This is a genomic window from Lysobacter defluvii IMMIB APB-9 = DSM 18482, from assembly GCF_000423325.1.
In the GTDB taxonomy this organism is placed as follows: domain Bacteria; phylum Pseudomonadota; class Gammaproteobacteria; order Xanthomonadales; family Xanthomonadaceae; genus Novilysobacter; species Novilysobacter defluvii.
The window spans coordinates 339,670-364,897 of record NZ_AUHT01000005.1 but is presented as its reverse complement, the minus strand read 5'-3'; the positions used below and the strand labels follow the sequence as shown (position 1 = coordinate 364,897).

Below are 25,228 nucleotides of genomic sequence, written 5' to 3'. Positions count from 1 at the left end.
CCGGCGGGCGAGGCTGGCCTCAGTTGACCGACACCACCGTCAGGTCGATCGAGTCGTCCCCGTCCTTGCGCTGCTGGATGCGCGCTGGGACGGGCATGCCCTCGACCACCCACACAACGGTCTGCTTGTCGCCCTCGTCGTGCACCAGGCGGGTGGCCTCGCGGGGCTGGCCACCGACGGTGACCTGCTCGGTGCCCGCTTCGCGGTAGTGCATCTGCTTGATGCGGCCGTCGTCGACCATGCGGTACTTCAGCGGCTTGCCCGCCTCCCAGTCGCGCACCAGCGCCAGGTTGATCAGCAGCGCGTCCATGTCGCCGGCCTGCAGCTTGATCGGACCGGCGCGGTCTTCCTTCACGTCGCCGGTCCAGCTCGCGACCCCCGCATTCCAGTCGTAGGAGGCGGTCTTGTCGCTGGACTTGACCAGCACCTTGGAGCTGTCCTTGCTGGTGAGCGGCCGCCACTGGCCACCCTCCACCTGGAACACCGTGCTCTGTCTCAGGCTGGCCAGCGCGTTGCTGACGTCCAGGGTGTAGCGCCAGCGGTTGTTGCCTTCCGGCTTGAGGGTCATGGTGCCGTTCGCCTTCATGCCCATGTAGCTGGCCTGGTAGTCGGCGCTGAAGGCCTCCAGCGCGAGAGCCGGCACCGCGGCCACGGCCAGCGCGGCGCCCGCGAGCACGGCGGCGAGGCGGCGGGTCTTCGGGGCGTGGGGGTTGTGGGGCATCACTCGACTCCTCTGTATTCGATCAGGCGCAGGTCGTAGGTGTCCTCGCCGTTCTCGCGTTGCAGCATCCGGATCGGGGTGGGCACGTTGCGGACCACCCAGACGATGGTTTCCTCGTTGTCCTCGTGGACCCGCTCCACCCGCATGGCGTTGTAGCTGAGCTCGCCGGCCTTGATCGACTCCAGCTCGTCGGCCACCACGTAGGTGTGCTCGACCGAGCGTCCGTCATCGACGTACCGGTACCTGAGCGTCCTGCCCGGGGCGGCGTCGCGGATCACCGCAAGGTTGATCAGCAGGCCGGTCATGTCACCGTCCTGCAACTCGCGGGGACCGGCGCGCCATTCGTTCTTGACGTCGCCGGTCCAGCGGGCCTCGCGCGAGGACCAATCGTAGGTACCGACGGTCTGCCGGCGCGTGAACATGCTCTTGTTGACCGTGGCCTGCGCGACGGGCCGGTAGCGGCCGTCCACCACGTCGAACACGGTGCTCTGCTCGGCATTGATCCCGACCGCGCCAAACAGGCCGCGGGTGCCGCGCATCACCAGGTCGGCGCGCCAGCGCGGGCCCTGCTGGCGGACCGCCTGCATGGTCGCCTCGCCCAGGTGCTTGCCGCCGCGGTAGACGCGGTAGCTCGCCATGAAGGGCTGCAGCACGTCGGCGTCGGCGATCTCCCGTTCCAGCTCCGCCGGGACGGGTTGCGGGGCGGTTTCCCCGGCCTGGACGGCCAGCGGCAACAACAGGGCAAGCGGCAGGGCGAGCAGGTGGCGCATGGAGGCCTCAGTCAGGTTGAAGGTCTGGACGATGCAGGACGCCGGCTGAATCGAGCCGCAGCGGCGCCGCCAGGGGTTCACCATCCAGCAACACGCCGGAGGGGCCCAGCTGGACGCGCCGGGATACGAGCAGCCGCAGCGTGGCTACGAGCAGAGGGTGTTCGCGCCCGAGCACGCGTGCCGCCAGCGCCGGCTCGTCGTCGCCGGGCAGCACCGGCACCCGGGCCTGGCTGACCACCGGGCCGCCGTCGAGCTCGGCAGTGACGTAGTGGACGCTGCAGCCGTGCTCGGCCACGCCGGCCTGGAGCGCCTGGCGGTGGGTGTGCAGTCCCTTGAACGCCGGCAGCAGGGAGGGGTGGATGTTGACCATGCGGCCCGTCCACGCCTCGACGGTGGCGGCGCCGATCAGGCGCATGTAGCCGGCGCAGACCACGAGGTCCGGCTCCGCCCGGGCGACATGGCCGAACAGCTCGGCCTCGTGGGCGTCGCGCGAGCCGAAGTCCCGTGGCTCGGCCGCGAAGGCCGGGATCCGCGCTGCCCGCGCCCGCTCGAGCGCGGGGGCTGCCGGGCGGTCGGAGAACACCCCGGCGACCTGCGCGTCCAGCCGTCCGGTGGTGATCGCGTCTAGGATCGCCTGCAGGTTGCTGCCGCGCCCGGAGGCGAGTACGGCGATGCGGTAGGGCGCGGGCATCGGTCTCAGCCGATGCGCACCCGCTCGCCACCGGAGGCATCGACCACGCGGCCGATCGGCCGGTGGGGGAGGCCGGCGGCGTCCAGCTCGCGGCCGACCGCTTCGACGGCATCCCGCGGCACCACCAGCACGAAGCCGATGCCGCAGTTGAAGGTGCGCCACATCTCGGTGTCGGCGACCGCGCCCTCGCGCTGCAGCCATTCGAACACCGGCGGCAGCCGCAGCGCGGCGGCGTCGATGTCCACGCCCAGGCCCTCCGGCACCACCCGGATGATGTTCTCGCTCAGCCCGCCGCCGGTGATGTGGGCCATGGCGTGGATGGAACCACCCTGGGCGCCGCGCAGCAGCGCGAGCACCGGCTTCACGTACAGCCGCGTCGGCGCCATCAGTGCGTCCAGCAACGGCACCCCGCCGACCTCGACGCCGTCCACATCGCCGGCACGCTCCAGGATGCGGCGCACCAGCGAATAGCCGTTGGAGTGCGGGCCCGAGGACTCGATGCCCAACAGCACGTCGCCGGCGCGGACGCGGCTGCCGTCGCGCAGCTCGGCCTTCTCCACCGCGCCGACGGTGAAGCCGGCCAGGTCGTACTCGCCGACCCCGTACATGTCCGGCATCTCGGCCGTCTCGCCGCCGATCAGCGCGCAGCCGGCTTCCTCGCAGCCGCGGGCGATGCCGCCCACCACCGCGGCCGCGGTGTCGATGTCGAGCTTGCCGGTGGCGAAGTAGTCCAGGAAGAACAGCGGCTCGGCGCCCTGCACCAGCACGTCGTTGACGCACATGGCCACCAGGTCGATGCCGATGGTGTCGTGCCGGCCCAGCTGCTGGGCGAGCTTGAGCTTGGTGCCGACGCCGTCGGTACCGGACACGAGCACCGGCTCGCGGTACTTGCCCGACAGGTCGAACAGCGCGCCGAAGCCCCCCAGCCCGCCCATCACTTCGGGCCGGAAGCTGCGCCGGACCAGCGGCTTGATCCGCTCGACCAGCTCGTTGCCGGCATCGATGTCCACCCCGGCGTCGCGGTAGGTGAGCGGCTGGCGGCTGTCGTCTTGCTGGGTCGGGGCGGTCACGGCGGGTCCGGGGCGGCGGCGGGAGGCGCGATTCTAGCAACGGCACCGGCTGCAGCGCGGTCTTTATGGACGCATGCACCCCCATGCGGCACCATTTCAGGCTGTCCTTCCAGCTTCCGGAGCCGTCATGGCGCGTGCAATCGGTGTGGTGCCCGGTCCCCTTCGGCCGGCGGATTCGGAGCGGCGCGGCGGCTGGCTCGTGGTGGCGATGCTGCTGGGCCTGCTCGCGAGCCTGCCGGCAATGGCGCAGCGGGTGGAAGGCTCGCGCCCGGGCGCGGACGGCATGTACTCGGCCGAGGTGCAGGTCAACAGCCAGGCCGAGGGCGAGCGCCAGCGCGGCTTCGCGCAGGCGCTGGCGCAGGTCCTGGGCAAGCTTTCGGGCGACAGTGCCACGGCCTCGGCACCGGGGGTACGCAGCGAGCTGCGCCAGGCAGGCCGTTACGTGCGCGACCACGCCTACCGCCAGGACGAGGGCCGGTCCGCAAGCGGCGCCCCGACCTTCAACACCACCCTGGTGGTGCACTTCGACGAGGACAAGGTGGACGCGCTCGCGGCCGCGCTGGGCCTGCCGGTCTGGCCGACCCCACGGCCGAAGCCGGTGTTGTGGCTGGCCATCGACGATGGCAGTGGCCCGCGCCTGGTCGGGGTGCCGCAGGCCGATGCGGCGCGGCCGACCCTGGACCGCGCCAAAGCGCGCGGCTACCAGCTTGGGCTGCCCGGCGGCAACGCCGCCGAGCGCGCGCTGGTGGGCGCGATCTGGCGTGGCGACAGCGTCGCCGTGCGCCAGGCGTCCTCGCGCTACCGCTCGCCCATGCAGCTGGTGGGCAAGATGTACCGCAGCGACGGCGGCTGGAAGGCGGACTGGACCTTCATCGACGATGGCGAGGTGCTCTCGCAGTGGTCGGAGGACGGCGCCAACCCGCGGCAGGTCCTCGCCACCGGTGCCGATGGCGCCGCCGATGCGCTGGTCGCACGCTACGCCAAGCGCTCGGTGACCGGCGAGGCCGGCGAGTACCGGGTCGCCTTCACCGGCATCGACAGCGCCGAGGACTACCTGCGGCTTGCGGGCTACCTGCAGGGACTGGCGGTGGTGCAGTCGATCCGGCCGCTCCAGGCCGGCCCCGGGCAGATGGAATACGAGCTCGGGCTCGCCTCCGGCCTGCCGGGTTTCGAGCTGATGATCGAAGGCGACGACGTGCTGGTGTCCGAGTACGCGCCACCGGCGCGGGAAGACGGGCTGCCGGGCGAGGGGGAGCCGCGGCCGGCCTCCACGTCTGGTACCCCGCGCTACCGGCTGCGCTGACATGCAGCCGATCGCCGATCCGCTGCAGGAAATCGCCCGGTTCCTGCGCCGCCTGCAGCTGACGGCGGTGGTGCTGTTCGTGCTGTGGGTGGTCTGGCTGCTGTCGCCGATCCTCAGCCCCTTCGTGCTTGGCGCACTGCTGGGCTGGCTCGGCGACCCGCTGGTGGACCGGCTGGAGCGCTCGGGACGCTCGCGCAACGCGGCGGTGATCCTGGTGTTCACCGCGATGACCCTGGTGCTGGTGCTGTTCCTGCTGCTGCTGGTGCCGATGATCCGCGACCAGATCCAGACGCTGATCACCGCGATCCCGTCCTACCGCGGCTGGGTGCTTTCCACCGCGCTGCCGTGGCTGGAGGCACGCACCGGCGTGGACGTCTCCTCGTGGCTGGATTTCAGCCGCGTGTTCGACCTGATCCGCGAGAACTGGGACCGCGCCGGCGGCTTCGCCAGCACGGCGCTGGGCTACCTGTCGCGCTCGGGCTTCGCCCTGGTGACCTTCGCCGCCAACCTGGTGCTGCTGCCGGTGGTCACCTTCTTCGCGCTTCGCGACTGGGACCTGCTGGTGGCCAAGGTCGCCTCTCTGATCCCCCGCGACCACCTGGCCACGGTGAAGCGCCTGGCGACCGAGTCCAGCGACGTGCTCGGCGGCTTCCTGCGCGGGCAGTTCCTGGTGATGCTGATCCTGGGCGCCATGTACGGCGTGGGCCTGTGGCTGGTCGGCCTGGACCTGGGGCTGCTGATCGGCATCATCGCCGGGCTGCTGACCTTCGTGCCCTACGTGGGCCCGGCCAGTGGCGTGATCCTGGGTTGCGTTGCGGCGCTGGTGCAGTTCGGCACCTGGCAGCACGTCGTCGGGGTGCTGGTGGTGTTCGGGCTGGGGCAGCTGATCGAGAGCTACTGGCTCACCCCGAAGATGGTCGGCGACCGCATCGGCCTGCATCCGGTGGCGGTGATCTTCGCGGTCATGGCGGGCGGCGCGCTGTTCGGCTTCCTGGGGATGCTGATCGCGCTGCCGTGCGCGGCGATCGCCAACGTGCTGCTGCGCTTCGCCGAGGAGCGCTACACCCACAGCCGCCTGTACGCCGGCCAGGATGCAGGGATCATGATCGAGGGCAGCCCCTCCCGGTATCCGCGGGAGCCGGAGCGGGAGTGAAGCGGGACTGGCCCGGCCGGGTCGCGGAACCGCCGCAGCTGCCGCTGGCGCTGCGCCATCCCGCCGACCAGCGGCTCGACACCTTCGTCGCCGCGCCCGGAGGCGTGGCCGGCCTGCTTCAGGCGCTCGCGCGCGGCGAAGGGGAGGGTGCGTATGTCGCCGGCGCCGCCGGTACCGGCAAGACCCACCTGTTGCTGGCCACCTGCGCCCTGGCCCACGAGGCCGGGCGCCGCGCCGCCTACCTGCCGCTGGCCAGCGCGGCGGGGCGGCTGCGCGAGGCGCTGGATGCGCTCGAGGGCTACGACCTGCTGGCGCTGGACGGCCTGGATGCGGTCGCCGGCATGCGGGCCGACGAGTTGGCGCTGTTCGATGCCCACAACCGGGCACGGGCGGCCGGGACGCAGTTGCTGTATGCGGCCCGCGTGGCGCCGGAGGGGCTGCCGCCGGGACTGCCGGACCTGCGCTCGCGGCTGGGCCAGTGCACGCGCATCACCCTGCAGCCGCTTGGCGAGGAGGACCGGCGCGAGGTCCTGCGCCAGCGGGCCCGCCGCCGCGGCTGGGACTTCGACGAGGCGGCGCTCGACTGGCTGCTGCGGCGGGTCGACCGTGACCTGGCGGGCCTGACCGCCCTGCTGGACCGGCTCGACCGCGCATCCCTCGCCGCCAAGCGGCGGATCACCGTCCCCTTCCTGCGCGAACTGTTCGGCGCCTGAGCGCGCCGGCGGGGAACAGCGCCGCTCAGACGGGCAACAGTCGCCTGTCCAGCAGCTCCAGACGCTCCGGGGTGCCTACGTCCGTCCACGCCCCGCGATGGTGGACCCCGCTGGCCCTGCCGCGGGCGATGGCGTCCTGGAGCAGGGGCGCGAGCTTGAATGCGGGGCGTGCCTCCGTCGCGGCGGCAGGGCCGGCAACCTCCACCCATCGCTCGAGCAGCCGCGGGTGGTACGCGCCGATGCCCGCGAACGTCAGCCGGGTGCCGCCACCCGTCCGGAGGGCCCCGTCCGGGTGCAGGTGGAAGTCGCCGCCGGGGTGGTGGGGCGGGTTGTCGACCAGTACCAGCCGCGCGTCCCCTTCCGGCGGCACGAGCAGGTCGCGGAAGTCGAAGAAGTCGGTCCAGATGTCGCCGTTGACCGCAAGGAAGGGATCGCTGCCGAGCAGCTCCAGCGCGTGCAGCATGCCGCCGCCCGTCTCGAGCGGGGTGGGGCCCTCGTAGGCGAAGTGCAGCCGCAGCCCCCAGCGCGACCCGTCCCCCAGCTCACGGGGGAACTGGTCGGCCAGCCAGCTGGTGTTGACGACGACCTCGCGCACGCCGATGGCGGCGAGCTTCTCCAGGTGCCAGGCGATCAGGGGCTTGCCGCCCGCATGCAGCAGCGGCTTGGGGGTATGCGTGGTGAGCGGGCGCATGCGCTCGCCCAGGCCGGCGGCGAAGATCAGCGCACGCATGCGGCCGCCTCAGGCACTCGCCGCCAGGCGGGGCCGCACCTGGTCGTCGATGAGCCGGGCCAGCGGCTCCAGCTCGGGATGGCGCGGCAGTACCCCGCCCAGATAGCCGAAGAAGCGCGGCACGTCGGCCAGGTATTTCGGCTTGGCGTCGCGGTGGTGCAGGCGCGCGAAGATGCCGATCACCTTCAGGTGCCGCTGCACGCCGATCCAATCGGCGTCGCGACGGAAGCGTTCCAGCGGCGGCATCGGCAGGCCAGCGGCCGCGGCGCGCTCGTGGTAGCGGGCCAGCCACTCGTCGATGCGTTCCTGCGGCCAGCTGATGAAGGCGTCCTTGAACAGGCTCACCGGGTCATAGGCAATCGGGCCGCGGACCGCGTCCTGGAAGTCCAGCACCGCGACCGCGCCGTCCTCGAGCGGCATCAGGTTGCGCAGCATGTAGTCGCGGTGCACCAGCACCCGTGGCTGTGCGAGCGCGGCGTCGACCAGCCGGCGGTACACCAGGTCCAGCGTCTCCAGGGCGTTGCAATCCGGCTCCAGGCCCAGGTGCCGGCGCAGGTACCACTCGTCGAACAGGCGCAGCTCGCGCGCCAGGAGCGCTGCGTCATAGGCGGGCAGGTCGGCGGGCGGGGTGATCGCCTGGAGCCGCAACAACTGGTCGAAGGCGGCCTCGAACATCGCATCCGCATTGCCCGCATCGATCGCCTGAAGGCCGGTGCGGTGGCCCAGGTCCTCCATCAGCAGGAAGCCGGCCTCCTCGTCGCGCGCCAGCACCCGCGGCACTCGGACGCCGCCGCGCTCGAGCAGGTCGTGGATGTGCAGCCAGGGCCGCACGTCCTCGAGGCTTGGTGGCGAATCCATCACCACCAGGCTCGGCCCGGCGATGCCGGCGGTCCGCCAGTAGCTGCGGAAGCCGGCGTCGGTCGAGGCCCGCTCCAGCGACAGGTACGGCTCGCCGGTGACCCCGCGTGCCCAGGCCAGGCGCTGCCGCTCGCGCGCGCTGTCGATGCCGGTGGTCACGGGCTGGGGCTCAGCAGCAGCCGTGGTCGCCATTGCGGGTGCCGCTGTCGGCCGCCACCGCGGTGCCGCGGGTCTCGCCGCGCGCGCTGGCCTGCTGGTGGCGGGCGATCACGTGCGCCACGCAGGCGGTGACCTTCTTGCCCATCGGGATGTGCAGGAACTCGTTGGGGCCGTGGGCGTTGGAGTGCGGCCCGAGCACGCCGGTGATCATGAACTGGGCGCCGGGGAACTTCTCGCCGAGCATGCCCATGAAGGGGATCGACCCGCCTTCGCCCATGTACATCGCCGGCTTGCCGTAGTGGGCCTGGCTGGACTCCTCGATGGCTTCCGACAGCCAGGGCGACATCGCCGGGGCATTCCAGCCGGTCGAGGACTTCTCCAGCTCCAGCTCCACGTGGGCGCCGTTGGGCGGGTTGTCGAGCAGGGCGCGCCTGAGCACCTCGCCGGCCTTCCTGCCGTCCATGGTGGGCGGCAGCCGCAGCGACAGCTTGACCGCGGTGTGCGGACGCAAGACGTTGCCGGCCGAGTCCAGCGACGGCATCCCGTCCACGCCGGTGACCGACAGCGCCGGGCGCCAGGTGCGGTTGAGCACCAGCTCGGCCGGATCCCCGTGCATCGGCGACATGCCTTCCAGGAACGGGAACTTGGCATGGACCTCCTTGCCCAGCACCTCGGCGGCCTTGCGCGCCTGCTCGATGCGCTCGGCCGGGATCTCCACGTGCAGCGAATCAATGATGCGCCCGGTGGCCTCGTCCTCGATGCGCGACAGCAGCTGGCGCAGCAGGCGGAAGCTGGAGGGCACCACGCCGGACGCGTCGCCGGAGTGCACGCCCTCCTCGAGCACCTTGACGGTGAAGTTGCCGCCGGCCAGCCCGCGCAGCGAGGTGGTGCACCACAGCTGCTCGTAGTTGCCGCAGCCCGAATCCAGGCACACCACCAGCGACGGCTTGCCGATGCGGTCGGCCAAGTGGTCGACGTAGGCGGGCAGGTCGTAGCTGCCGGACTCCTCGCAGGCCTCGATCAGCACCACGCAGCGCGCATGCGGCAGGCCCTGCTCGCGCAGCGCCATCACCGCGGTCAGCGAGCCGTAGATCGCATAGCCGTCGTCCGCGCCGCCGCGGCCGTACAGCCGGTCGCCCTTGATCACCGGCTTCCAGGGACCCAGGTCGTCGTCCCAGCCGGTCATCTCGGGCTGCTTGTCGAGGTGGCCGTACAGGAGGATGCAGTCGTCATCGCTGCCGCCGTTCGCCGCCGGCACCTCGATGAAGATCAGCGGCGTGCGGCCTTCCAGGCGCACCACCTCCAGCTGCATGCCCTCGATGCCCTGCGACTCGGCCCAGCCGCGCATCAGCTCCACTGCCTGGTCCATGTAGCCGTGCTCGACCCACTTGGCGTCGAACATCGGCGACTTGTTGGGGATGCGGATGTACTCCACGAGCTGGGGCACGATCTCGTCGTCCCACTTGGCGGAGACGAAGCGCTCCAGGGAAGCGGAGTCGATGCCGGTGTCGCCGGTGCTGGATGCCATGGAGTCGGCCTCGTGTAGGGGGAGGGCGACAGTTTAGCGCCGTGGGCGGGCCGGGACTTTTCCTACGCGGCCGGGGCAGGCGGGATGACCCGCGGGCGGCCGGTCCGGCGATCGCGCCGGGGCGGATGCACGGGGACACTGCCCCTCGCCGGCACGACCGGTGAATGGAATCACCCTCTCAGAAAGGAGTCATGCCATGAATTCGGAAACCCCCCGCAAGCCCCGCCGCCTGCATGCGTTGCTCGCCGCACTGGCCCTGTCGCTGGCCCTCATCGGGCCGGCGTTCGCCGCCGACACGGTCGACATCAACTCCGCCGACGCGGCCACCATCAACGAGGTGCTGGTCAACGTCGGCCCGTCCAAGGCACAGGCGATCGTCGACTACCGCGACGAGCACGGGCCGTTCAAGAGCGCCGACCAGCTGGCGCAGGTCAAGGGCATCGGCCTGAAGACGGTGGAGAAGAACCGCGACCGGATCGTGCTCAAGGGCGGCAAGGGCGGCTGAGCCCGCCTTCCGCATGCAGGGCCGGCGCCTGGCCCATGCAGGGGGGCTTCCCGCGTCCCCCCGCCGGTGGCAGGAGGCCCCGGCACCCGGGGGAGGATCCCGGACCGTGTACCCGCCCGCCGCGAAGGGACTCGCGGCGGGCGGTCCTGCGTGGGCCGGATGGACCGTGGCGACTACACTTCCCGTCCTCCCCGGCTTCCCCAGCGTCGATGCAAGCCCAGCCCCTCCTGCTCCCCGCCAACGGCTACCGCCGCGAACGCTGGCACAACGGTGCCGGCTGGACGCGGGAGATCGCACGTGGTGGAGCTCCCGGCGGCGCGTGGGACTGGCGGGTGTCGATCGCCGAGATCGAGGCGCCGGCGGAGTTCTCCCGCTTCGACGGGGTCGATCGCGAGCAGGTGCTGCTCTCGGGCGGGGGCCTGGCCCTGGAGTCCGCGACGGGCACGGTACGGCTCGAGCCGCCGCACGGCCGCCACCGCTATCCGGGGGAGGAAGGAGTACGGGGCGTGCCCATCGACGGCCCGGTGCACGCCTTCAACCTGATGTGGCGCCGTGGGCGCATCGGGGCAACGCTCTGGCACCGGCCGCTGGTCGGCTCGATGGTGCTGTTCGCCGAACCCGGCAGCACCTGGCTGCTGTACCTGATGGCCGGACAGGCCCGCGTGGGCACCGGCACGCCCGGTGCGTTGCTGGAGGCGGGCGACAGCATGCTGGTGCGTGCCGGCGCCGATCGCGCAAGCCAGCGGCTGGACGGCCATGGCGAGGCCCTGCTGGCCAGGCTGTCTCCCGGGCCCGCCGGGCCTCAGTAGACGTCGCGGCAGTAGCGGCCGTCGGCCGCCATCCGGTCCAGCACGTCGCGGCCGAGCAGCTCCGCCAGCGCGGCGTCCACGCCGGGCGCCATGCCGCGCAGGCTGCCGCAGACATAGACCGACGCCCCCTGCGCGACCCAGCGCCGCAGCTCCGCGCCGCGGGCGGCGACGAGGTCCTGCACGTACCCGGCGCCGCCCGGGTCCCGGGAGAACGCCAGGTCCAGTCCCTGCAGCCCGCCACCGGCGCGCCAGGCATCGAGCTCCGCCCCGTAGTGGCGGTCATGGGCGGCGGTCCGCTCGCCGAACAGCAGCCAGTTGCGGTGGTGTCCGGCGTCGATGCGCGCGCGCAGCAGCGCCCGCAGGCCGGCGATGCCTGTGCCGTTGCCCACCAGGATCAGCGGCCGGTCGTCGGCAGGGGGATGGAAGCGCGGATTGCGGCGGATGCGGACCGGCAGCTCCGCGCCGACCGCGAGGCCATGCGCGAGCCAGCCGCTGCCGAGGCCGGGGCTCCCGTCCGCGCGCAACTGCTCGCGCACCAGCAGCCGCAACCGGCCTTCGGAAGGCGCCGAGGCGATCGAGTACTCGCGGGTGCCGTCGGCCCCCGGTGGCTGCACGACCGCGATGTCCCCCGCCTCCCAGGCCACGGCAGGACCGTCCACCGGCTCCAGCACCAGGTCGTGGACCGGCGCGCCGGGGCTCCCCGGGTTGAGCACGGTGCGCGAGTGCAGGCGCCAGTGCCGCACCCCGCCCGCATCGATGGCCGGCGTGGCGGCAACGCCGTGGTCGGCGCCAAGCCCGGCCAGCGCGCCGTCCCAGTGCCGCAGGGCCTCCGGGTCGGAGTCGTCGACCTCGATCATCCCGAACAGGGGCCGCGCGCCGGCCGCCCGCAGCCAGTCGTCGAGCATGTGGCCGAAGGCGCAGAAGTCGCCGTAGGCGCGATCGCCCAGGGCCAGCAGGCCGTACTCGAGCTGCTCCAGGCGCAGCGAGGCATCGTTCAGGCACTGGCGCACGAAGCCGTACGCGTTGTCCGGGGGGTCCCCCTCGCCGGTCGTGCTGGCCACCAGAAGCAGCCTGCGCACCTGGCGCAACGTCGCCGGATCCAGTGCCGACAGCGGCACCAGCGCCACGGCATGGCCGCCGGCGCCCAGCGCACGGGCCGCCTGGCCAGCCAGGATCTCCGCCTGTCCGGTCTGGCTGGCATGTGCCACCACCCAGTCCGCCTGCAGCGGCTCGACGAAGCCCGCCCGCCCCGGGCCGGCCGGATCGTCGCGATTGGCAAGCACCAGCCCGATCAGGCCGGCCTCCGCCACCAGCAAGGCGCCGGCCCCCCACAGGCGCGCGCCGTCCGGAAGCTGCCACTGCCAAGGCTCGGCCTGCAGGAAGGCCAGGCCGGCCGCCAGCGCCGCAAGCAGCAGGAGCAAGGCCCACTGGCACGCCGCGGCAGGATCGATGCGGCGGGGCGTGGCAGGGGGCAGTGTTCCGGTGATGGTGTTCAAGGCTCCTCCAGATGGCTTGCGAAGGTGCCGGTCATCGCACTGGCGAATCCGTCGCCCTCGCGCCAGACCAGCAGGGCCGCCACGCCGTGCGTGCGCGCCCAGGCCAGGCCGTCCTCCGGGCCCAGCACGTGCAGGGTGGTGGCGAGCGCATCGGCATGCATCGCCTCGGGGTGCAGGACGGTCACCGCAGCCAGCGCGTGCGTGGTGGGGGCGCCGCTGCGCGGGTCGATGAGGTGGCTGACCATCCGGCCGTCGACGAAGTCGCGGCGCCGGTAATCGCCCGAGGTGGCGATCGCCAGTCCATCGAGGCGCACCACCGCCTGCGCGTCGTCCGCGCGCGAGTCGTCCGGCGCGGGCCGCTCCACCGCCACCCGCCAGGGGCTTCCGTCGGCCTTGTGGCCATGGCCCCGCAGCTCGCCGCCCACTTCGACCAGGAAATCCTCCACGCCCTGCGCGAGCAGCCAATTGGAAACGAGGTCGACCGCGTAGCCCTTGGCGATCGCCGACAGGTCCAGCCGGACGTCGCCGGGCTGCAGCAGCCGTCCCGTGCCGTCCAGTTCCAGGCGCTGCCAGGCCACGCGGGCACGGGCCCGGGCGAGGACACCGGGATCCGGCGGGCCGTCCAGCGCGCCCGCCGGCCCGTAGCCCCAGGCGTCCACCAGCGGGCCGATGGTCGGATCGAAGGCGCCGCCGCTCGCCTCCGCCAGCTCCAGTGCCGCTTCCACTACGCGGCGCATCCCGGCTGGCAACGAGTGCCAGCTGCCGGCGGCGGCGCGGTTGTAGCCGCTGATGTCGGAACCGGGCTCCCAGGTGCTCATCTGGGCAACGACCTCGTCCAGCCGAGCTTGTACCCCGGCGCGCAACGCGGGGAGCTGTCCGTCGCCGGCCTGCAGGGTCACCGACCAGGTGGTGCCCATCGTCTGCCCGGCCATGCGTTGCTCGGCCGTGGCGCCGGCAGGCGGGGCCGACAGCGCGAGCAGCAGTAGCAGGGCGAGGACGCGGGGCAGCAGGCGGAACATGGATCAGAGTGGCAGGACTTCGAATGTCGCGACGTACCCCAGGCGGCGCTGCGCGGCCTCGGGCACGGACGTGCGGTCGTCGCTGCTGCCGGTTTCCATCCAGTACATCCCGGCGGCCGGCCAGGTGACCTCGAAGCGCCCGTCCTCGCCGGTGACCAGGGCGATGCTGTCCTGGCTGTCGCGGTAGCGCGTTGCGCCCGGGACGATCTCGATTTCCAGCCCGGCAGCGGGTGCCCCGTCGAGCAGCAGCTGGAAGGTGGCGGTCTCGCCGGCGTACAGGTCGTTGGGATGCGTCACCGGGACCAGCTCGATGCCCTCGCCGGTAACCTTGAACACCTCCAGGCTCGGCGCGCCGACGGTCACGAAGGTCTCCACCCGGCTGAGCGTCTGCGACACCTCGGCATCGGTGGCCCCGGCCGGGATCGCGCCCTCGAACTCCGCGGCGCTGCCGCGCCAGCGCTTCGGCTCCCCGTCCAGCACGTAGCGGGCGAACAACCCGTCGTTGACCACCGACATGCGGTAGGTGCCTTCCTGCTCCAGCTGCAGGTCGAACACGCTGCGGTACTTGCCCGTCGCCGGGTTGGCCGGCTCCAGCATCGTGCCATCGGGGGCGGTGATTCGCAGGCTGTCCAGCCGCAGCGGGACATGGTTGAAGTAGAACAGGTCGTTGGACACCGCCGCGTCGACCGTCACCCAGGTGCCGGTCTCCGAAAGCACGGTGGCGGACGGGCGCAGCCAGGCCTTGTGGGCCTGGGCGGACGGGGCGGCACCCAGGACGAGGGCGAAGGCGGCGGCGATGCCGGCGAGTCGAAGCTTCATCGGGAACTCCTTGTGGTTGTAGTGGGCCGGGGCGCCCGGGATCAGGGGCGGACGGTAAGCCGCACGTCGCCCAGCTCGCTGCTGCCGCTCGCGTCGGAGCGGGTGGGCTGGCTTGCCGGCCAGGTGAACGGGATGCGCACGACCTCGCGCCCACCGACTTCGCGGGCGGCTTCGACGACCAGCTCGTACTCGCCCGGCGCCAGCGTGCCCAGCGGGGCGCGGCCGTGTTCGAAGCGAAGCTGGTGCTGGCCGACCGGGCGGGTGGCGCCGCTCACGCCGTCCACCGGCATCGACAGGCTGCGGCCACTGCGCCGCCACCACTGGCGCATGTCCTTGAGCCACTTGGTGCCTTCGTCCTTGGCCATGTCGTCGTCGTACCAGACCGCCAGGTTGGCGGCGACGCTGTGGTCGGGGCGCTCGATCCACACCGCCACGTAGGGCCGGTGGTACTCGGCCACGTCCAGGCGGGGGATCTCCAGGGTGACGTCCAGGCCGGAGGCGGGCGAGGCGGCCGGCAGGGCGAGAGCGGCGAGCAGGAAGGCAAGGCGGGGCAGGGTCATGGCGTCCTCGGTCAATGCATGAACAGCAGGATCAGGAGTACCGGCAGCACCACGCCGGAGGCCACCAGGGGCCAGGTGGCGCCGCGCTGCCGTGCGTGCAGCCACAGCAGCCACAGGCCGGTGGCCGCGAACAGCACGCAGGCTACGGCGAGCAGGTCGATGAACCAGCGCCAGGCCGCGCCGGTGTTGCGGCCCTTGTGCAGGTCGTTGAGCCAGGCGATGGCACCGCGGTGGGTGCGCTCGTACTCGAAGCCACCGGTCTCCCGGTCGATCGCGAGCCAGGCATCACCGCCGGGGCGGGGCAGCGAGACGTAGACCTCGAAGTCGTCCCACTCGGCTTCGCGGCCGCCCGCGCCGATGCCGTGCTCGTCCGAGAGCCAGCTGGCCAGCGCCGCGGGCAGCGGCCCGGATGCCGGATGCGCGGCAAGCCCGTCGAGCATCGCCGGCGGCAGCGTCCCGGTGACCGTCTCGACCCGTGCCTCGGCCTCGATCTGGGCGGCGTGGTTGAGCGTGATCCCGGTCACCGCGAACACCAGCAACCCGGCCAGGCTCACCGCGGCGCTGATCCAGTGCCAGCGGTGCAGGGTCTTGAGCCACCACGAGCGGCGGCTCGCGGCGGTGGCGCCATCGGCGCGCACGGTGGCGGGGCGGGCGGCGGCCATGGCCTCAGAAGTCCACGTTCACCGACAGCCACAAGCGGCGGCCGGCCTCGTTGGTGCTGCGGGTGTTGGCCCAGGCAAGCGTGCCGTTGTTGTCGTAGGGCAGGTACTGCACGAAGTCCTTGTCGAACAGGTTGTGGATGGCGGCGTTGAAGCTGACCTGGTCGTTGAGCTGGTAGCGGCCGCCCAGGTGGAACTGCGAGTACGGCTTGTAGTCGCCCAGCTGGTCCTGCGCCGGGCCGGCACCGCGGTAGCGCTCGCTGCGGTACTCGCCGCGCAGGAACAGCGACAGGTCGGTGGTGGGCGTCCAGTGCAGCGCCGTGTTGAGCAGGTGGCGCGGGGTGTTGGTCAGCGGCTGGCCGGCGTCGTCGCCGCTTTCCTGCTCGCTGTCGGTGTGCGTGTAGTTCAGGCTCAGCTCCCACGCCCGTGCGAGCGGCATGCGCATGGCGAACTCGGCGCCGCGGGTGACCGCGCTGTCGATGTTCACGCTCTGGCCCAGGGTGGGGGCGCGCGGGAAGAAGCCGGCGTCGAAGCAGTCCAGGCCGCTGAAGTCCGCCGCCGCGTACTCGTCCGCGGTCAGGCCGTAGGCGCAGTTGGGAATCGGCGTGCCCGAGGCGATCTTGTCCTCGAAGTCGTTGTTGAACAGCGTGAGGTTGGCGCTGAAACCCGCCGCGTTGGCGTAGTAGACGCCCAGCTCGGTGGTCGCGCTGGTCTCGGGCTTCAGGCCCGGCGAGCCGATCAGCGGGATCGTTCCCTGGCCGCCGAAGCCGCGGATGCCGGGGGTCAGTTCCTCGATGTTGGGCGAGCGGTAGCCCTCGCTGTAGCCGCCCTTGACCACCCAGTCCGGGCCGGCGTTCCAGACCAGGTAGGCACGCGGGCTGAGGTGGCCGCCGAACACGCTGTGGTCGTCGTGGCGCGCGCCGAGGGTCAGCCCCAGCGCATCGTTGATCCGCCACTCGTCCTCGGCGAACAGCGCCCACTGCTCGAACTCGAACGGCGCGCCGACGACGCCGTCCACCAGCTCGGCGTCGATGAACTGGCCACCGGTGGTCAGCGTGTGGGCGCCCAGTCCGGTGACGAACTTGAGGTCGCCGATGCGGTTCTCGTTCTCCAGCTTGCGCGGGCCACCGGCACCCTCCACGCCGGCGGGGAGCAGCCGGCCGTGGGTCTGGGTGGAGACCTGCTGCAGGCTGGCCTCGACCGCGAAGCGGTCGAAGCGGCCGTCCCAGGCCAGCAGCGCCTGGTCGCGGTCGAAGCGCAGCGTCTCGGCGTAGCCGCCGCTGCCCAGCGTGCCCATCTGGCCTTCGCTGTTGTCGAATTTCTGCCGCTGCACGGACACGTCCAGCCACAGGTCGTGGAACTCGCTGGGCGTCAGTGAAAGCCGCGCGCCGGCGTTGTGGCGGCGCGCCTCCACCGGGTTGGCGCCCATCCACGGCTCGACTTCCTCGCCGCTCTCGTCGGTGTACTGGACATGGGCCGCGTCGCGCTCGTTCCAGCTGCCGCGCACCGCCAGCCCCAGCCGTCCGTCGACCAGCGGGCCATCGACGTAGAACTCGGCGCCGCGCTGGTCGCCGAAGGCGTCATCGCCCTGCACGGTGAGCTGCGCGCCCGCGCTGCCGCCCCACTCCTGGCCGACCTTGCGGGTGATGATGTTGACCACCCCGCCCATCGCGTCCGAGCCGTACAGGGTCGACATCGGTCCGCGGATGACCTCGATGCGCTCGATCGCCGACATCGGCGGGATGAAGCTGTTGGCGGTGTTGCCGAAGTTGTTCGGGGCGACGTTGCCGGAGGTGTTCTGCCGGCGTCCGTCGATCAGCACCAGCGTGTACTCGGAAGGCATGCCGCGCAGGCTGATCTGCGGGGCGCCGGTCTTGTCCACGCCGACTCCAACGTCCACGCCCTCGACGTCCTCGAGCACGTCGGCGAGCGAATGCACCGGACGGGTCTCGAGTTCCTCGCGGGTGATCACGCTGATGCTGGCCGGGGCCTCGCGGACCATCTGCTCGAAGCCGGAGGCGGTGACGACGACGGCATCCAGGTCGGTGGCATCGGGCGCCGGCGCGGCGGCCGGGCCCGGGCGCGCGGCCGCCTCGGCGTGGGCGATCGACGGAAGCGCCAGCGCAAGGGCCAGGGCGATCAGCGTGGGACGGAAACGGGGATTGGACTGGGGAAGGCTCATCAGGCTCGGTCGGAAGGGGAAGGGAGGTCCCCGTGGCGGGAGGCCACGGAGGAGGGAGTCGGGAGCGGCATCAGGTCCCGGCCCAGCGCCGCAGAAGGTTGTGGTAGATGCCGGTCAGCCGCAGCACGGCGGCCTGGTCGGCGCCGGAGGCGGTGAGCGCCTGGATGCTGGCGTCGAGTTCGAACAGCATCTGCCGCGCGGCGTCCTCGCGGACCAGGCTCTGGATCCAGAAGAAGGCGCCCAGGCGGACGCCGCTGGTGACCGGGGTGACCCGGTGCAGGCTGCTGGACGGGTAGACGATGGCGTCGCCGGCCGGCAGCTTGACCTCGTGCTCGCCGTATGTGTCGTGGATCACCAGCTCGCCGCCTTCGTACTCCTCGGGCGCGCAAAGGAACACGGTGCAGGACAGGTCGCTGCGCAGCTGGACCGCCGGCTGCCCGGCCGGCGTTGGCAGCGCCATCACCGAGCCGTCGACGTGGAAGCCGTACTCGCCGCCGCCCTCGTAGCGGTTGAACCGCGGCGGCAGGGTGCGCGCCGGCAGCACCGCCGGGAAATACAGCGGATGCGCGGCCAGCGCAGCCAGTACCTCTTCGCCCAGCGACGCGCGCAGCGGCGAGTCCTCGGGCAGCTGCAGGTTGCGCTTGACCCGCGCGCCCTGCGGACCCACGGTCTGGCGGCCGTCCGTCCACTGCGCACCGTCGAGCTCCCTGCGGAAGCGCGACAGCTGGCTGGCGTCCAGGACGCCCGGGATATGCAGCAGCATGGCGGGTCCTCGGCAGCCGGCTCAGAAGTGGAAGTTCGCCGTCAGCAGCGCGGAGCGCGGTGCGCCCGGCGTGTAGCGGTAGCCGCTCTTGTTGATCGCGGCGACGTACTCCTCGTCGAGCAGGTTGTAGAGGTTCAGGCGCAGCTCGAAGTGCTCGTTGAAGGCATAGCCGGCCACCGCGTCGACCACCCAGTAGTCCTCGGTGTGGGTGGGAGTGCCCACCGCGCCGTCGCGGCCACGGGCCAGCTCGCCCATGTAGCGCGCGCCGCCGCCGAGCGTGAGGCCCGGCACCGGTTGCCAGGTGCTCCACGCCGTGAAGGAATCCTCCGGCGTGTAGGCCAGCACGCTGCTGCCGTCGGCGGTGACCGCCGGGCCGTCGAGCACTTCGGTGTCCATGTGGCTGTAGCCGGCCGAGACCACCCAGTCCCGGGTCACGTGGCCCACGACGCCCAGCTCGACGCCGCGGACCTGCTTGCGCCCGGTCTGGTAGTACTGCTGGTCGGTGGGGTCCTGGACGACCTCGTTGCGGACCTCGGTATCGAACAGTGCGGCGGTCAGAAGCAGGCCGCCGTCGGCGAACTCCCACTTGGTGCCGATCTCCGCGGTCCGGGCTTCCTGCGGGTCGAAGGCGGGGTTGTCGGCGCTGCTGGCGCTGCCGCTCAGCTCCAGGTTGCCGCCGCCGGGCGGCTGGTGGGACACGGCGTAGCTGGCATAGAGGCTGCCGTTGTCGGCTGGCTTGTAGAGTGCGCCCAGCTTCCAGTTGAACAGGGTGTCGGACACCTCGGCATCCACGCCGGGGACGATCTCGCCCTCGGGCGCGCCGCCACAGTCGGGGCCGCGGCGGCCGCCACACGGCACCAGGCTGGAGAACTCGGCGGTGTAGTCGTCGACGCGGATGCCGCCATTGAGCTTCCAGCGCTCGCCGATGCTGAGGGTGTCGAACAGCCAGGCGGCGACGGTATCGGTGCGGCCGTCGCCGCGGGCGCCGTTGGGACCCCAGTGCAGCCCGGTGACATCCGGGTCGGGGCGGTACAGGTTGGCGTCCGGCCAGGCGCTGCCATCGAGCGCGACCACGCCGCGGGTGGCCAGCTCCTCGCGGCTCAGTTCCAGCCCGGCGCTGATGTCGTGGCGCAGGTTGCCCTGTTCGAGCGAGAGGACCAGCGCGGTCTGGTTCGCGAGGATCTCGTTGCGCTGGTCCTTGAAGGTGGGCAGGTTGCGGGCGAGGGTCCAGGTCGACGGATCGGCCGGGTCGGGGGTCAGCAGGCGCCCGGCGTCGGCCATGAAGGCGGTGAGCATGTATTCCTGGTCGGTCCTGCCCCAGCGGGTAGTGTTGACCAGCTGCGCGCCCGGGCGCAGGTCATGCTCGATGCGGACGGTCGCCATGTCCGCGGTGACGTCGTCGTGGTCGCGGTGCGTGCCGTAGAAGTTCTCCGGGTCGACCGGCGGCGCGGCGCCGATCTCCGGTCGCTCCGGGTCGGGGGAGGTGTAGCCGGGCAGCCCGATGGTGGGCACGCCGCCGTCGGGCAGGTTCTCCTGCTGGACGTGCAGCAGGTCCAGGTACACGCGGGTGGCGCTGCCGAGGCCGAAGCCCAGCGAAGGCGCGATCCCCCAGCGCATGTTCTCGACCACGTCGCGGCCCGGGGTGCCGCCGTCCTGGGCCATCAGGTTCAGCCGCAGCGCGCTGCCGCCGCCCAGGACCCTGTTCCAGTCCGCAGTGAGCCGGCGGTGGTCGGCGCTGCCGGCCGACAGCGTCGCCGACCCGGCATCGCGCAGGTGGGCGCGTTTGGTCACCAGGTTGATCGAGCCGGTCGGTGCGGTGCGCCCGTAGTCGGTGCCGGCGGGCCCCTTCGCCACTTCGATCTGCTCGAGGTTGAACACGTCGCGGGTGATCGACCCCAGGTCCCTCACGCCGTCGACGAAGATGCTGCCGGAGCTGTCGAAGCCGCGCATGTACACCGCATCACCGGTGGTCGTGTTGCCGTTCTCGCCGACGTAGAAGGTGCTGACGCCGGGGGTGTTGCGCAGCGCCTCGGTGAGCGTGGTCGCGCCCTGCTCGTTGAACAGGTCGGCGTTGATGATGTCGAGGGTGCGGGTGGTGTCGAGGAGCGGCTGGGTGAACTTCGGCGAGCTGGACTCGCCCGAGTAGCGCTTGAGCCGGTGCCCGTCGACGCGGACCTCGTCGAGGGTCCTGGTGGGGGTGTCCGGCGCCGGGCCGCCGGTGGACTGCGCGGCCGCCACAGCGGGCAGGCCGAGCGCGAGGCCGATCAGCGATGCGGCACCCAGCGAGCGCGGGGCGGAGTGGGGGAGGACGTGCTTGCGACTCTTGATGTGGGCCATTTCCATGTGCCGGTGCGTCGAGGGCGCACATGGTAAAGGCAAACAAGAATGATTCGCAATAATGATTGCGAAAAAAGTGAACGGGGGTCAGCGGTCGTCGCGGGTCCAGACCGCGCCGTCCTCCACCTTGACCGGGAACTTCGCGACCGGCTCGTAGGCGGGCGCGCACAGGGCCCGGCCGTCGCGCAGGTCGAACTTCGCCCCGTGCAGCACGCACTCCACGGTGCCGGCGTCCGGGTCCACCGCGCCGGCGGAGAGCTCGTAGTCCTCGTGGGTGCACTGGTCCTCCACGGCGTAGAAGTCGCCGTCGAGGTTGACCACCAGGATCGGCGTGTCGCCGTCCCAGGCGACGGTGGATTCGCCGGGCAGCAGCTCGGCGGTGGCGCACACGCGTACCCAGTCGCTCATCGCGGTTCCAGCTCCTTTTCCAGTACCTCGAAACGCAGGTCGTCGCGCAGCGGCACGCCGAAGCGCTCGTCTCCGTACGGGAAAGGCTTCGTCGCGCCGGTGCGGCGGTAGCCGCGGCGACCGTACCAGTCGATCAGCTCGGTGCGCTGCGCGATCACCGTCATCTGCAGGCGGGCCATGCCGAACTCCTCGCGCATGATGCGCTCGGCCTCGGCCAGGACCGCACGGCCGGTGCCACCGCCCTGCAGGCCCGGCTCCACGGCGAACATGCCGAAGTAGCCGGCGCCTTCCCGCCCGCCATCTTCCACCGCCAGGTGCGCGCAGGCGACGAGCGCCCCGTCGCGTTCGGCCAGCAGCACCCGCGACCGCGGCCGCTGGATGTCGTGGCGCAGCACCTCCGGGTCGATGCGCTGGCCTTCCAGCAGGTCGGCCTCGGTGGTCCACCCGGCGCGGCTGGCCTCGCCGCGGTAGGCGCGGGTGACCAGGCCGACGATGGCGGGGATGTCGGCAACGCGTGCGTCGCGGAACTGCAGCATGGAGGTCATCGGGATGTTTGCAGGAGCAGGGTAGGCCGCGATCCCGCGCTAGGCGAGCAGGTTGCGCACCTTCACCAGCGCCTCGGCGAAGGCGTCGATCTCCTCGAAGGTGTTGTAGAACGCCGGCGATGCCCGGCAGGTGGCGGGCACGCCGAAGTGCTGCATCAGCGGGTGCGCGCAATGGTGGCCCGAGCGGACCGCCACGCCCTCCAGGTCGAGCAGGGTGGCCAGGTCGTGCGCGTGCGCGCCCTCGACCAGGAAGCTCACCACGGCGGCCTTCTCGCGCGCACGGCCGAAGATCCGCACCCCGTCGATCGCGTCCAGCCGGTCGGTCAGGTGCGCCAGCAGTTCCTGCTCGCGCGCCTCGATGTTGTGCATGCCGATCGACGACAGGTAATCGCACGCCGCGCCCAAGCCGATGAAACCGGCGATGTTGGGCGTGCCCGCCTCGAACTTGTGCGGTGCGTCGTTGTACACGGTGCCGTCGAAGCGCACCTCCCGGATCATCTCGCCACCGCCGAGGAACGGCGGCATCGCCTCCAGGTGCTCGCGCTTCGCCCACAGTGCGCCCGTGCCGGTCGGGCCCGCCATCTTGTGGCCGGTGATCGCGTAGAAGTCGCAGCCGATGGAGGCGACGTCCACCGGCCGGTGCGGCGCGGCCTGGGAGCCGTCCACCAGGGTCGCGATGCCACGCTTGCGCGCCATCCGGCAGATCTCGCGCACCGGGTTCACGGTGCCCAGGACATTGGACACGTGGGCGACCGCGAGCAGCTTCACCTCGGGGGTCAGCAGCGACTCCAGCTGCGCCAGGTCCAGGTCGCCGCGTTCGTCGATGTCGGCGACCTTGAGCGTGGCCCCCGTGCGCTCGGCGATCAGCTGCCACGGCACGATGTTGGCGTGGTGTTCCATGCGGGTGACCACGATCGCATCCCCGGCGCGGAGCCGGGGCAGGGCCCAGCTGTAGGCGACCAGGTTGATGGCGAAGGTGGTGCCGCTGCACAGCACCAGCTCGTTCGGGCGCACGTTGAGGAAGCGCGCCAGCTTGCCGCGCGCACCCTCGAAGGCTTCGGTCGCCTCGCTGCCCAGCGCATGCACCGCGCGGCTGACGTTGGCGTTGTGGTTGCGGAAGAAGTCGTCGACCGCCTCGATCACCTGCCGCGGCTTCTGCCCCGTGTTGGCCGAGTCCAGGTACACCAGCGGCTTGCCATGGACCCTCCGCTCGAGGACTGGAAAGTCGGCGCGGATTGCCCTCCAGTCAGTTGCACCTGCCCCCTCTCCCGCTTGCGGGAGAGGGTTGGGGTGAGGGCGCTCCTCCCCAGCCACGCCGATCACGCTCCCATCTCCGCCGCCACCGACCGCAGCAACACCTCGTCCAGCCGGGCCCCCACCGCATCCCGCACGCCCTGCTTGTCGATCACCGAAAGCGGCTCACGGCAGAACGCGGCGGTCAGCAGCGCCCGGGCCCGCTCGGCGGGGATGCCGCGCGAGCGCAGGTAGAACATCGCGGTCGGGTCGAGCTGGCCGACCGTCGCGCCATGGGCGGCCTGGACCTCGTCGGCGTGGATCACCAGCATCGGCTGGGTGTCGATCTCCGCGCCCTCGGAGAGCAGCAGGTTCTTGTTGGACAGGTTGGCGTCGGTGCCGTCGGCGCCCTCGCGGATCAGGATGCCGCCATGGAACACGGCCTTGCCGCGGTCCGCCCCGATGCCGCGCCAGGTCAGCTCGGAGCGGCTGTCGCGGGTGTCGTGGTCCACGCCCAGCCGGGTGTCCAGGTGGCGGCGGCCGTCGGCCAGCAGCACGCCGTTGGCATGCACGTGCGCGCGCTCGCCGCGAAGGGCGATGTTGAGCTCGTGCCGCGACAGCGCGGCGCCCAGCTCCAGGTCGATCCGGCGGTACTCGGCGTCCGCGCCCAGCACCGCATCGGTACGGTGCAACAGGGTGGCGCCGGTGGAGTCCTGCTGCAGGCGCGCGTGGCGCAGCCGGGCGGCGTCACCGACCTCGACCTGCATCACGCTGTTGGCCAGGTGGCGGTGCGCGCCGCCGTCGACCAGGTGCTCGATCACGTCCAGCTGCGCACCGGGCGCCAGCTCGATACGGTGGCGCAGGTGCCAGGCGCGGTCTTCCGCGTCGGGCGCGCCGATGAAGACCAGGCGCACCGGGTTGCCGCCCCGCGCCGCGGTCCCGGCGCGCAGCACGACGCCCTCGGTGGCCAGGGCGGTGTTGAGGCGGGCGAACACCTCCGCCGGCGCCTGGTAGCGGTGCGACAGGGCCGCCGCGGCGGCCGGGTCGCCCTTCTCCAGAAGCTCGGAGAGCGGGTGGGCGTCCACGTCCGCGGGAAGCCCCGACAGGTCGGAGCGCGACGCGTCGTAGCGGCCGTTCACGAACACCAGCCGCGGGGCCGGGATGTCCGCCAGCAGCGCGGGGTCGACCGCCGGTGCCTGCCCGACTGGGGCGAAGCTGCGGCGATCCAGCGCCCGCAGCGGGGTGTACTTCCAGGCCTCGGTGCGCGGGCCGGGCAGGCCGTCGCGCAGCGCCGACGCCAGTGCCTCCTGGCGTAGCGGACCCAGTCCGGCAGCGTCGCGGCCGGGCAGCGCGTCGAAGCCGCGCGCCAGGTTCTCCATCAATGCGCTCATGCCTTCTCCGGGATGATCCGGTCGCTGATCCACTGGTAGCCGTGCTCTTCCAGCTGCAGGGCCAGTTCCGGCCCGCCGGACTCGACGATGCGGCCGTCGGCGAGCACGTGCACCACGTCCGGCTTGATGTAGTCGAGCAGCCGCTGGTAGTGGGTGATCACCAGGAAGCCCCGGTCGGCCGAGCGCAGCGCGTTGACGCCGTCGGCGACGGTCTTGAGTGCGTCGATGTCCAGCCCCGAATCGGTCTCGTCCAGGATCGCCAGCCGTGGCTCCAGCAGGGCCAGCTGGAAGATCTCGTTGCGCTTCTTCTCGCCACCGGAGAAGCCCTCGTTGACCGCACGGTGCAGCAGCTCGTCCTTCAGGTGCAGCACCGCGAGCTTCTCGCGCACCAGCTTGAGGAAGCTCATCGAATCCAGCTCCTCCTCGCCCCGCGCCTTGCGCTGGGCATTGAGCGCGGTGCGCAGGAAGTAGGTGTTGTTCACCCCGGGGATCTCCACCGGGTACTGGAAGGCCAGGAACACGCCCGCGGCCGCCCGCTCCTCCGGCTCCAGCCCAAGCAGGTCCTTCCCGTCGAAGGTGACCGACCCGGCGGTGACCTCGTAGCCCTCGCGCCCCGCCAGGATGTTGCCCAGCGTCGACTTGCCGGCGCCATTGGGCCCCATCAGCGCGTGCACCTGGCCGGCCTGCAGCTCCAGCGACAGGCCCTTGAGGATTTCCTTGCCGGCGACGCTGGCGTGGAGGTTTTCGATCTTCAGCATGGTGGATGGTCTCTTGTGTTGTCTTTCCGCCCCCTCTCCCGCTTGCGG

25 protein-coding genes are annotated in these 25,228 nt (G+C 71.8%); 5 read left to right on the top strand and 20 right to left on the bottom strand.

Annotated elements, in window-relative coordinates:
* Nucleotides 1–19 precede the first annotated feature (19 nt).
* The 4 genes from G545_RS0104000 to purM are packed head-to-tail and all read right to left on the bottom strand — an operon-like array spanning nt 20 to nt 3,252.
* Nucleotides 20–721, bottom strand: a complete 702-nt coding sequence (locus G545_RS0104000; RefSeq protein WP_036136750.1) for a DUF3108 domain-containing protein — start codon at nt 719–721, stop codon at nt 20–22.
* Nucleotides 721–1,491, bottom strand: coding sequence for a DUF3108 domain-containing protein (locus G545_RS0103995; RefSeq protein ID WP_027069265.1), 771 nt, complete (start codon nt 1,489–1,491; stop codon nt 721–723). The genes G545_RS0104000 and G545_RS0103995 overlap by 1 nt, the downstream gene beginning before the upstream one ends.
* A 7-nt stretch (nt 1,492–1,498) precedes the next feature.
* The gene (purN, locus tag G545_RS0103990) at nt 1,499–2,182 is read right to left on the bottom strand and encodes a phosphoribosylglycinamide formyltransferase (protein ID WP_027069264.1); all 684 of its coding nucleotides are present in this window, start codon (nt 2,180–2,182) and stop codon (nt 1,499–1,501) included.
* Nucleotides 2,183–2,187: 5 nt separating this feature from the next.
* Nucleotides 2,188–3,252 (bottom strand): phosphoribosylformylglycinamidine cyclo-ligase, encoded by a 1,065-nt coding sequence (purM, locus tag G545_RS0103985; protein WP_052106670.1) that lies wholly within the window; start codon nt 3,250–3,252, stop codon nt 2,188–2,190.
* Nucleotides 3,253–3,460: 208 nt separating this feature from the next.
* On the opposite strand from purM, the gene G545_RS0103980 reads away from it, so the two are divergent.
* From G545_RS0103980 to hda, 3 genes are read left to right on the top strand one after another with little or no spacing between them, the layout of a single operon-like run.
* Nucleotides 3,461–4,555, top strand: a complete 1,095-nt coding sequence (locus tag G545_RS0103980; protein WP_036136759.1) for a DUF2066 domain-containing protein — start codon at nt 3,461–3,463, stop codon at nt 4,553–4,555.
* 1 nt (nt 4,556) lies between these two features.
* Nucleotides 4,557–5,708, top strand: a complete 1,152-nt coding sequence (locus G545_RS0103975; protein ID WP_027069261.1) for an AI-2E family transporter — start codon at nt 4,557–4,559, stop codon at nt 5,706–5,708.
* Nucleotides 5,705–6,421, top strand: coding sequence for a DnaA regulatory inactivator Hda (hda, locus tag G545_RS0103970; protein WP_052347257.1), 717 nt, complete (start codon nt 5,705–5,707; stop codon nt 6,419–6,421). The genes G545_RS0103975 and hda overlap by 4 nt, the downstream gene beginning before the upstream one ends.
* Nucleotides 6,422–6,446: 25 nt before the next feature.
* On the opposite strand, the gene murU is transcribed toward hda, so the two are convergent.
* The 3 genes from murU to G545_RS0103955 are packed head-to-tail and all read right to left on the bottom strand — an operon-like array spanning nt 6,447 to nt 9,669.
* Complete coding sequence (murU, locus tag G545_RS0103965; RefSeq protein ID WP_027069259.1) at nt 6,447–7,151, bottom strand: N-acetylmuramate alpha-1-phosphate uridylyltransferase MurU; 705 nt, start codon at nt 7,149–7,151, stop codon at nt 6,447–6,449.
* Nucleotides 7,152–7,160: 9 nt separating this feature from the next.
* A complete protein-coding gene (locus tag G545_RS0103960) occupies nt 7,161–8,201 on the bottom strand; it encodes an aminoglycoside phosphotransferase family protein (RefSeq protein WP_081677706.1) in 1,041 nt (346 codons plus the stop codon).
* Complete coding sequence (locus G545_RS0103955; RefSeq protein ID WP_027069257.1) at nt 8,179–9,669, bottom strand: M20 family metallopeptidase; 1,491 nt, start codon at nt 9,667–9,669, stop codon at nt 8,179–8,181. The genes G545_RS0103960 and G545_RS0103955 overlap by 23 nt, the downstream gene beginning before the upstream one ends.
* Nucleotides 9,670–9,892: 223 nt before the next feature.
* On the opposite strand from G545_RS0103955, the gene G545_RS13445 reads away from it, so the two are divergent.
* Together G545_RS13445 and G545_RS0103945 are read left to right on the top strand one after the other, a co-directional pair.
* Complete coding sequence (locus G545_RS13445; RefSeq protein WP_052106864.1) at nt 9,893–10,201, top strand: ComEA family DNA-binding protein; 309 nt, start codon at nt 9,893–9,895, stop codon at nt 10,199–10,201.
* 209 nt (nt 10,202–10,410) lie between these two features.
* On the top strand, nt 10,411–11,010 hold the full coding sequence (locus tag G545_RS0103945) for a HutD/Ves family protein (protein ID WP_027069256.1): 600 nt from the start codon (nt 10,411–10,413) through the stop codon (nt 11,008–11,010).
* On the opposite strand, the gene G545_RS13440 is transcribed toward G545_RS0103945, so the two are convergent.
* The 13 genes from G545_RS13440 to sufC all read right to left on the bottom strand — a co-directional run bounded on the left by G545_RS13440 (nt 11,004) and on the right by sufC (nt 25,180).
* The gene (locus tag G545_RS13440; protein WP_244874612.1) at nt 11,004–12,506 is read right to left on the bottom strand and encodes a sulfite reductase subunit alpha; all 1,503 of its coding nucleotides are present in this window, start codon (nt 12,504–12,506) and stop codon (nt 11,004–11,006) included. The genes G545_RS0103945 and G545_RS13440 overlap by 7 nt on opposite strands.
* Nucleotides 12,503–13,438, bottom strand: a complete 936-nt coding sequence (locus tag G545_RS0103935) for an FAD:protein FMN transferase (RefSeq protein WP_407059624.1) — start codon at nt 13,436–13,438, stop codon at nt 12,503–12,505. Before G545_RS0103935 ends, G545_RS13440 begins: the two co-directional genes overlap by 4 nt.
* 90 nt (nt 13,439–13,528) lie before the next feature.
* Complete coding sequence (locus G545_RS0103930; protein ID WP_027069254.1) at nt 13,529–14,344, bottom strand: DUF4198 domain-containing protein; 816 nt, start codon at nt 14,342–14,344, stop codon at nt 13,529–13,531.
* 41 nt (nt 14,345–14,385) lie between these two features.
* A complete protein-coding gene (locus tag G545_RS0103925; RefSeq protein WP_027069253.1) occupies nt 14,386–14,904 on the bottom strand; it encodes a DUF2271 domain-containing protein in 519 nt (172 codons plus the stop codon).
* Nucleotides 14,905–14,915: 11 nt separating this feature from the next.
* Nucleotides 14,916–15,566 carry a PepSY-associated TM helix domain-containing protein gene (locus tag G545_RS0103920; RefSeq protein ID WP_052106609.1) on the bottom strand — a complete coding sequence of 217 codons (651 nt, stop codon included), beginning with the start codon at nt 15,564–15,566 and terminating at the stop codon, nt 14,916–14,918.
* A 4-nt stretch (nt 15,567–15,570) separates the two neighbouring features.
* A complete protein-coding gene (locus G545_RS0103915) occupies nt 15,571–17,745 on the bottom strand; it encodes a TonB-dependent receptor domain-containing protein (RefSeq protein ID WP_027069251.1) in 2,175 nt (724 codons plus the stop codon).
* Nucleotides 17,746–17,815: 70 nt separating this feature from the next.
* Nucleotides 17,816–18,508, bottom strand: coding sequence for a Fe2+-dependent dioxygenase (locus tag G545_RS0103910; protein ID WP_027069250.1), 693 nt, complete (start codon nt 18,506–18,508; stop codon nt 17,816–17,818).
* Nucleotides 18,509–18,529: 21 nt separating this feature from the next.
* The gene (locus tag G545_RS0103905) at nt 18,530–20,845 is read right to left on the bottom strand and encodes a catecholate siderophore receptor Fiu (RefSeq protein ID WP_027069249.1); all 2,316 of its coding nucleotides are present in this window, start codon (nt 20,843–20,845) and stop codon (nt 18,530–18,532) included.
* 87 nt (nt 20,846–20,932) lie between these two features.
* On the bottom strand, nt 20,933–21,253 hold the full coding sequence (locus G545_RS0103900; protein WP_027069248.1) for a non-heme iron oxygenase ferredoxin subunit: 321 nt from the start codon (nt 21,251–21,253) through the stop codon (nt 20,933–20,935).
* Nucleotides 21,250–21,789: a GNAT family N-acetyltransferase gene (locus G545_RS0103895; RefSeq protein WP_027069247.1), complete on the bottom strand. Its 540-nt coding sequence runs from the start codon at nt 21,787–21,789 to the stop codon at nt 21,250–21,252. The genes G545_RS0103900 and G545_RS0103895 overlap by 4 nt, the downstream gene beginning before the upstream one ends.
* A gap of 48 nt (nt 21,790–21,837) precedes the next feature.
* Nucleotides 21,838–23,034, bottom strand: coding sequence for a cysteine desulfurase (locus G545_RS13435; RefSeq protein ID WP_052106613.1), 1,197 nt, complete (start codon nt 23,032–23,034; stop codon nt 21,838–21,840).
* Nucleotides 23,035–23,117: 83 nt separating this feature from the next.
* Nucleotides 23,118–24,422, bottom strand: coding sequence for a Fe-S cluster assembly protein SufD (sufD, locus tag G545_RS0103885; protein WP_027069246.1), 1,305 nt, complete (start codon nt 24,420–24,422; stop codon nt 23,118–23,120).
* On the bottom strand, nt 24,419–25,180 hold the full coding sequence (gene sufC / locus G545_RS0103880) for a Fe-S cluster assembly ATPase SufC (RefSeq protein WP_027069245.1): 762 nt from the start codon (nt 25,178–25,180) through the stop codon (nt 24,419–24,421). The genes sufD and sufC overlap by 4 nt, the downstream gene beginning before the upstream one ends.
* Nucleotides 25,181–25,228: the final 48 nt, after the last annotated feature.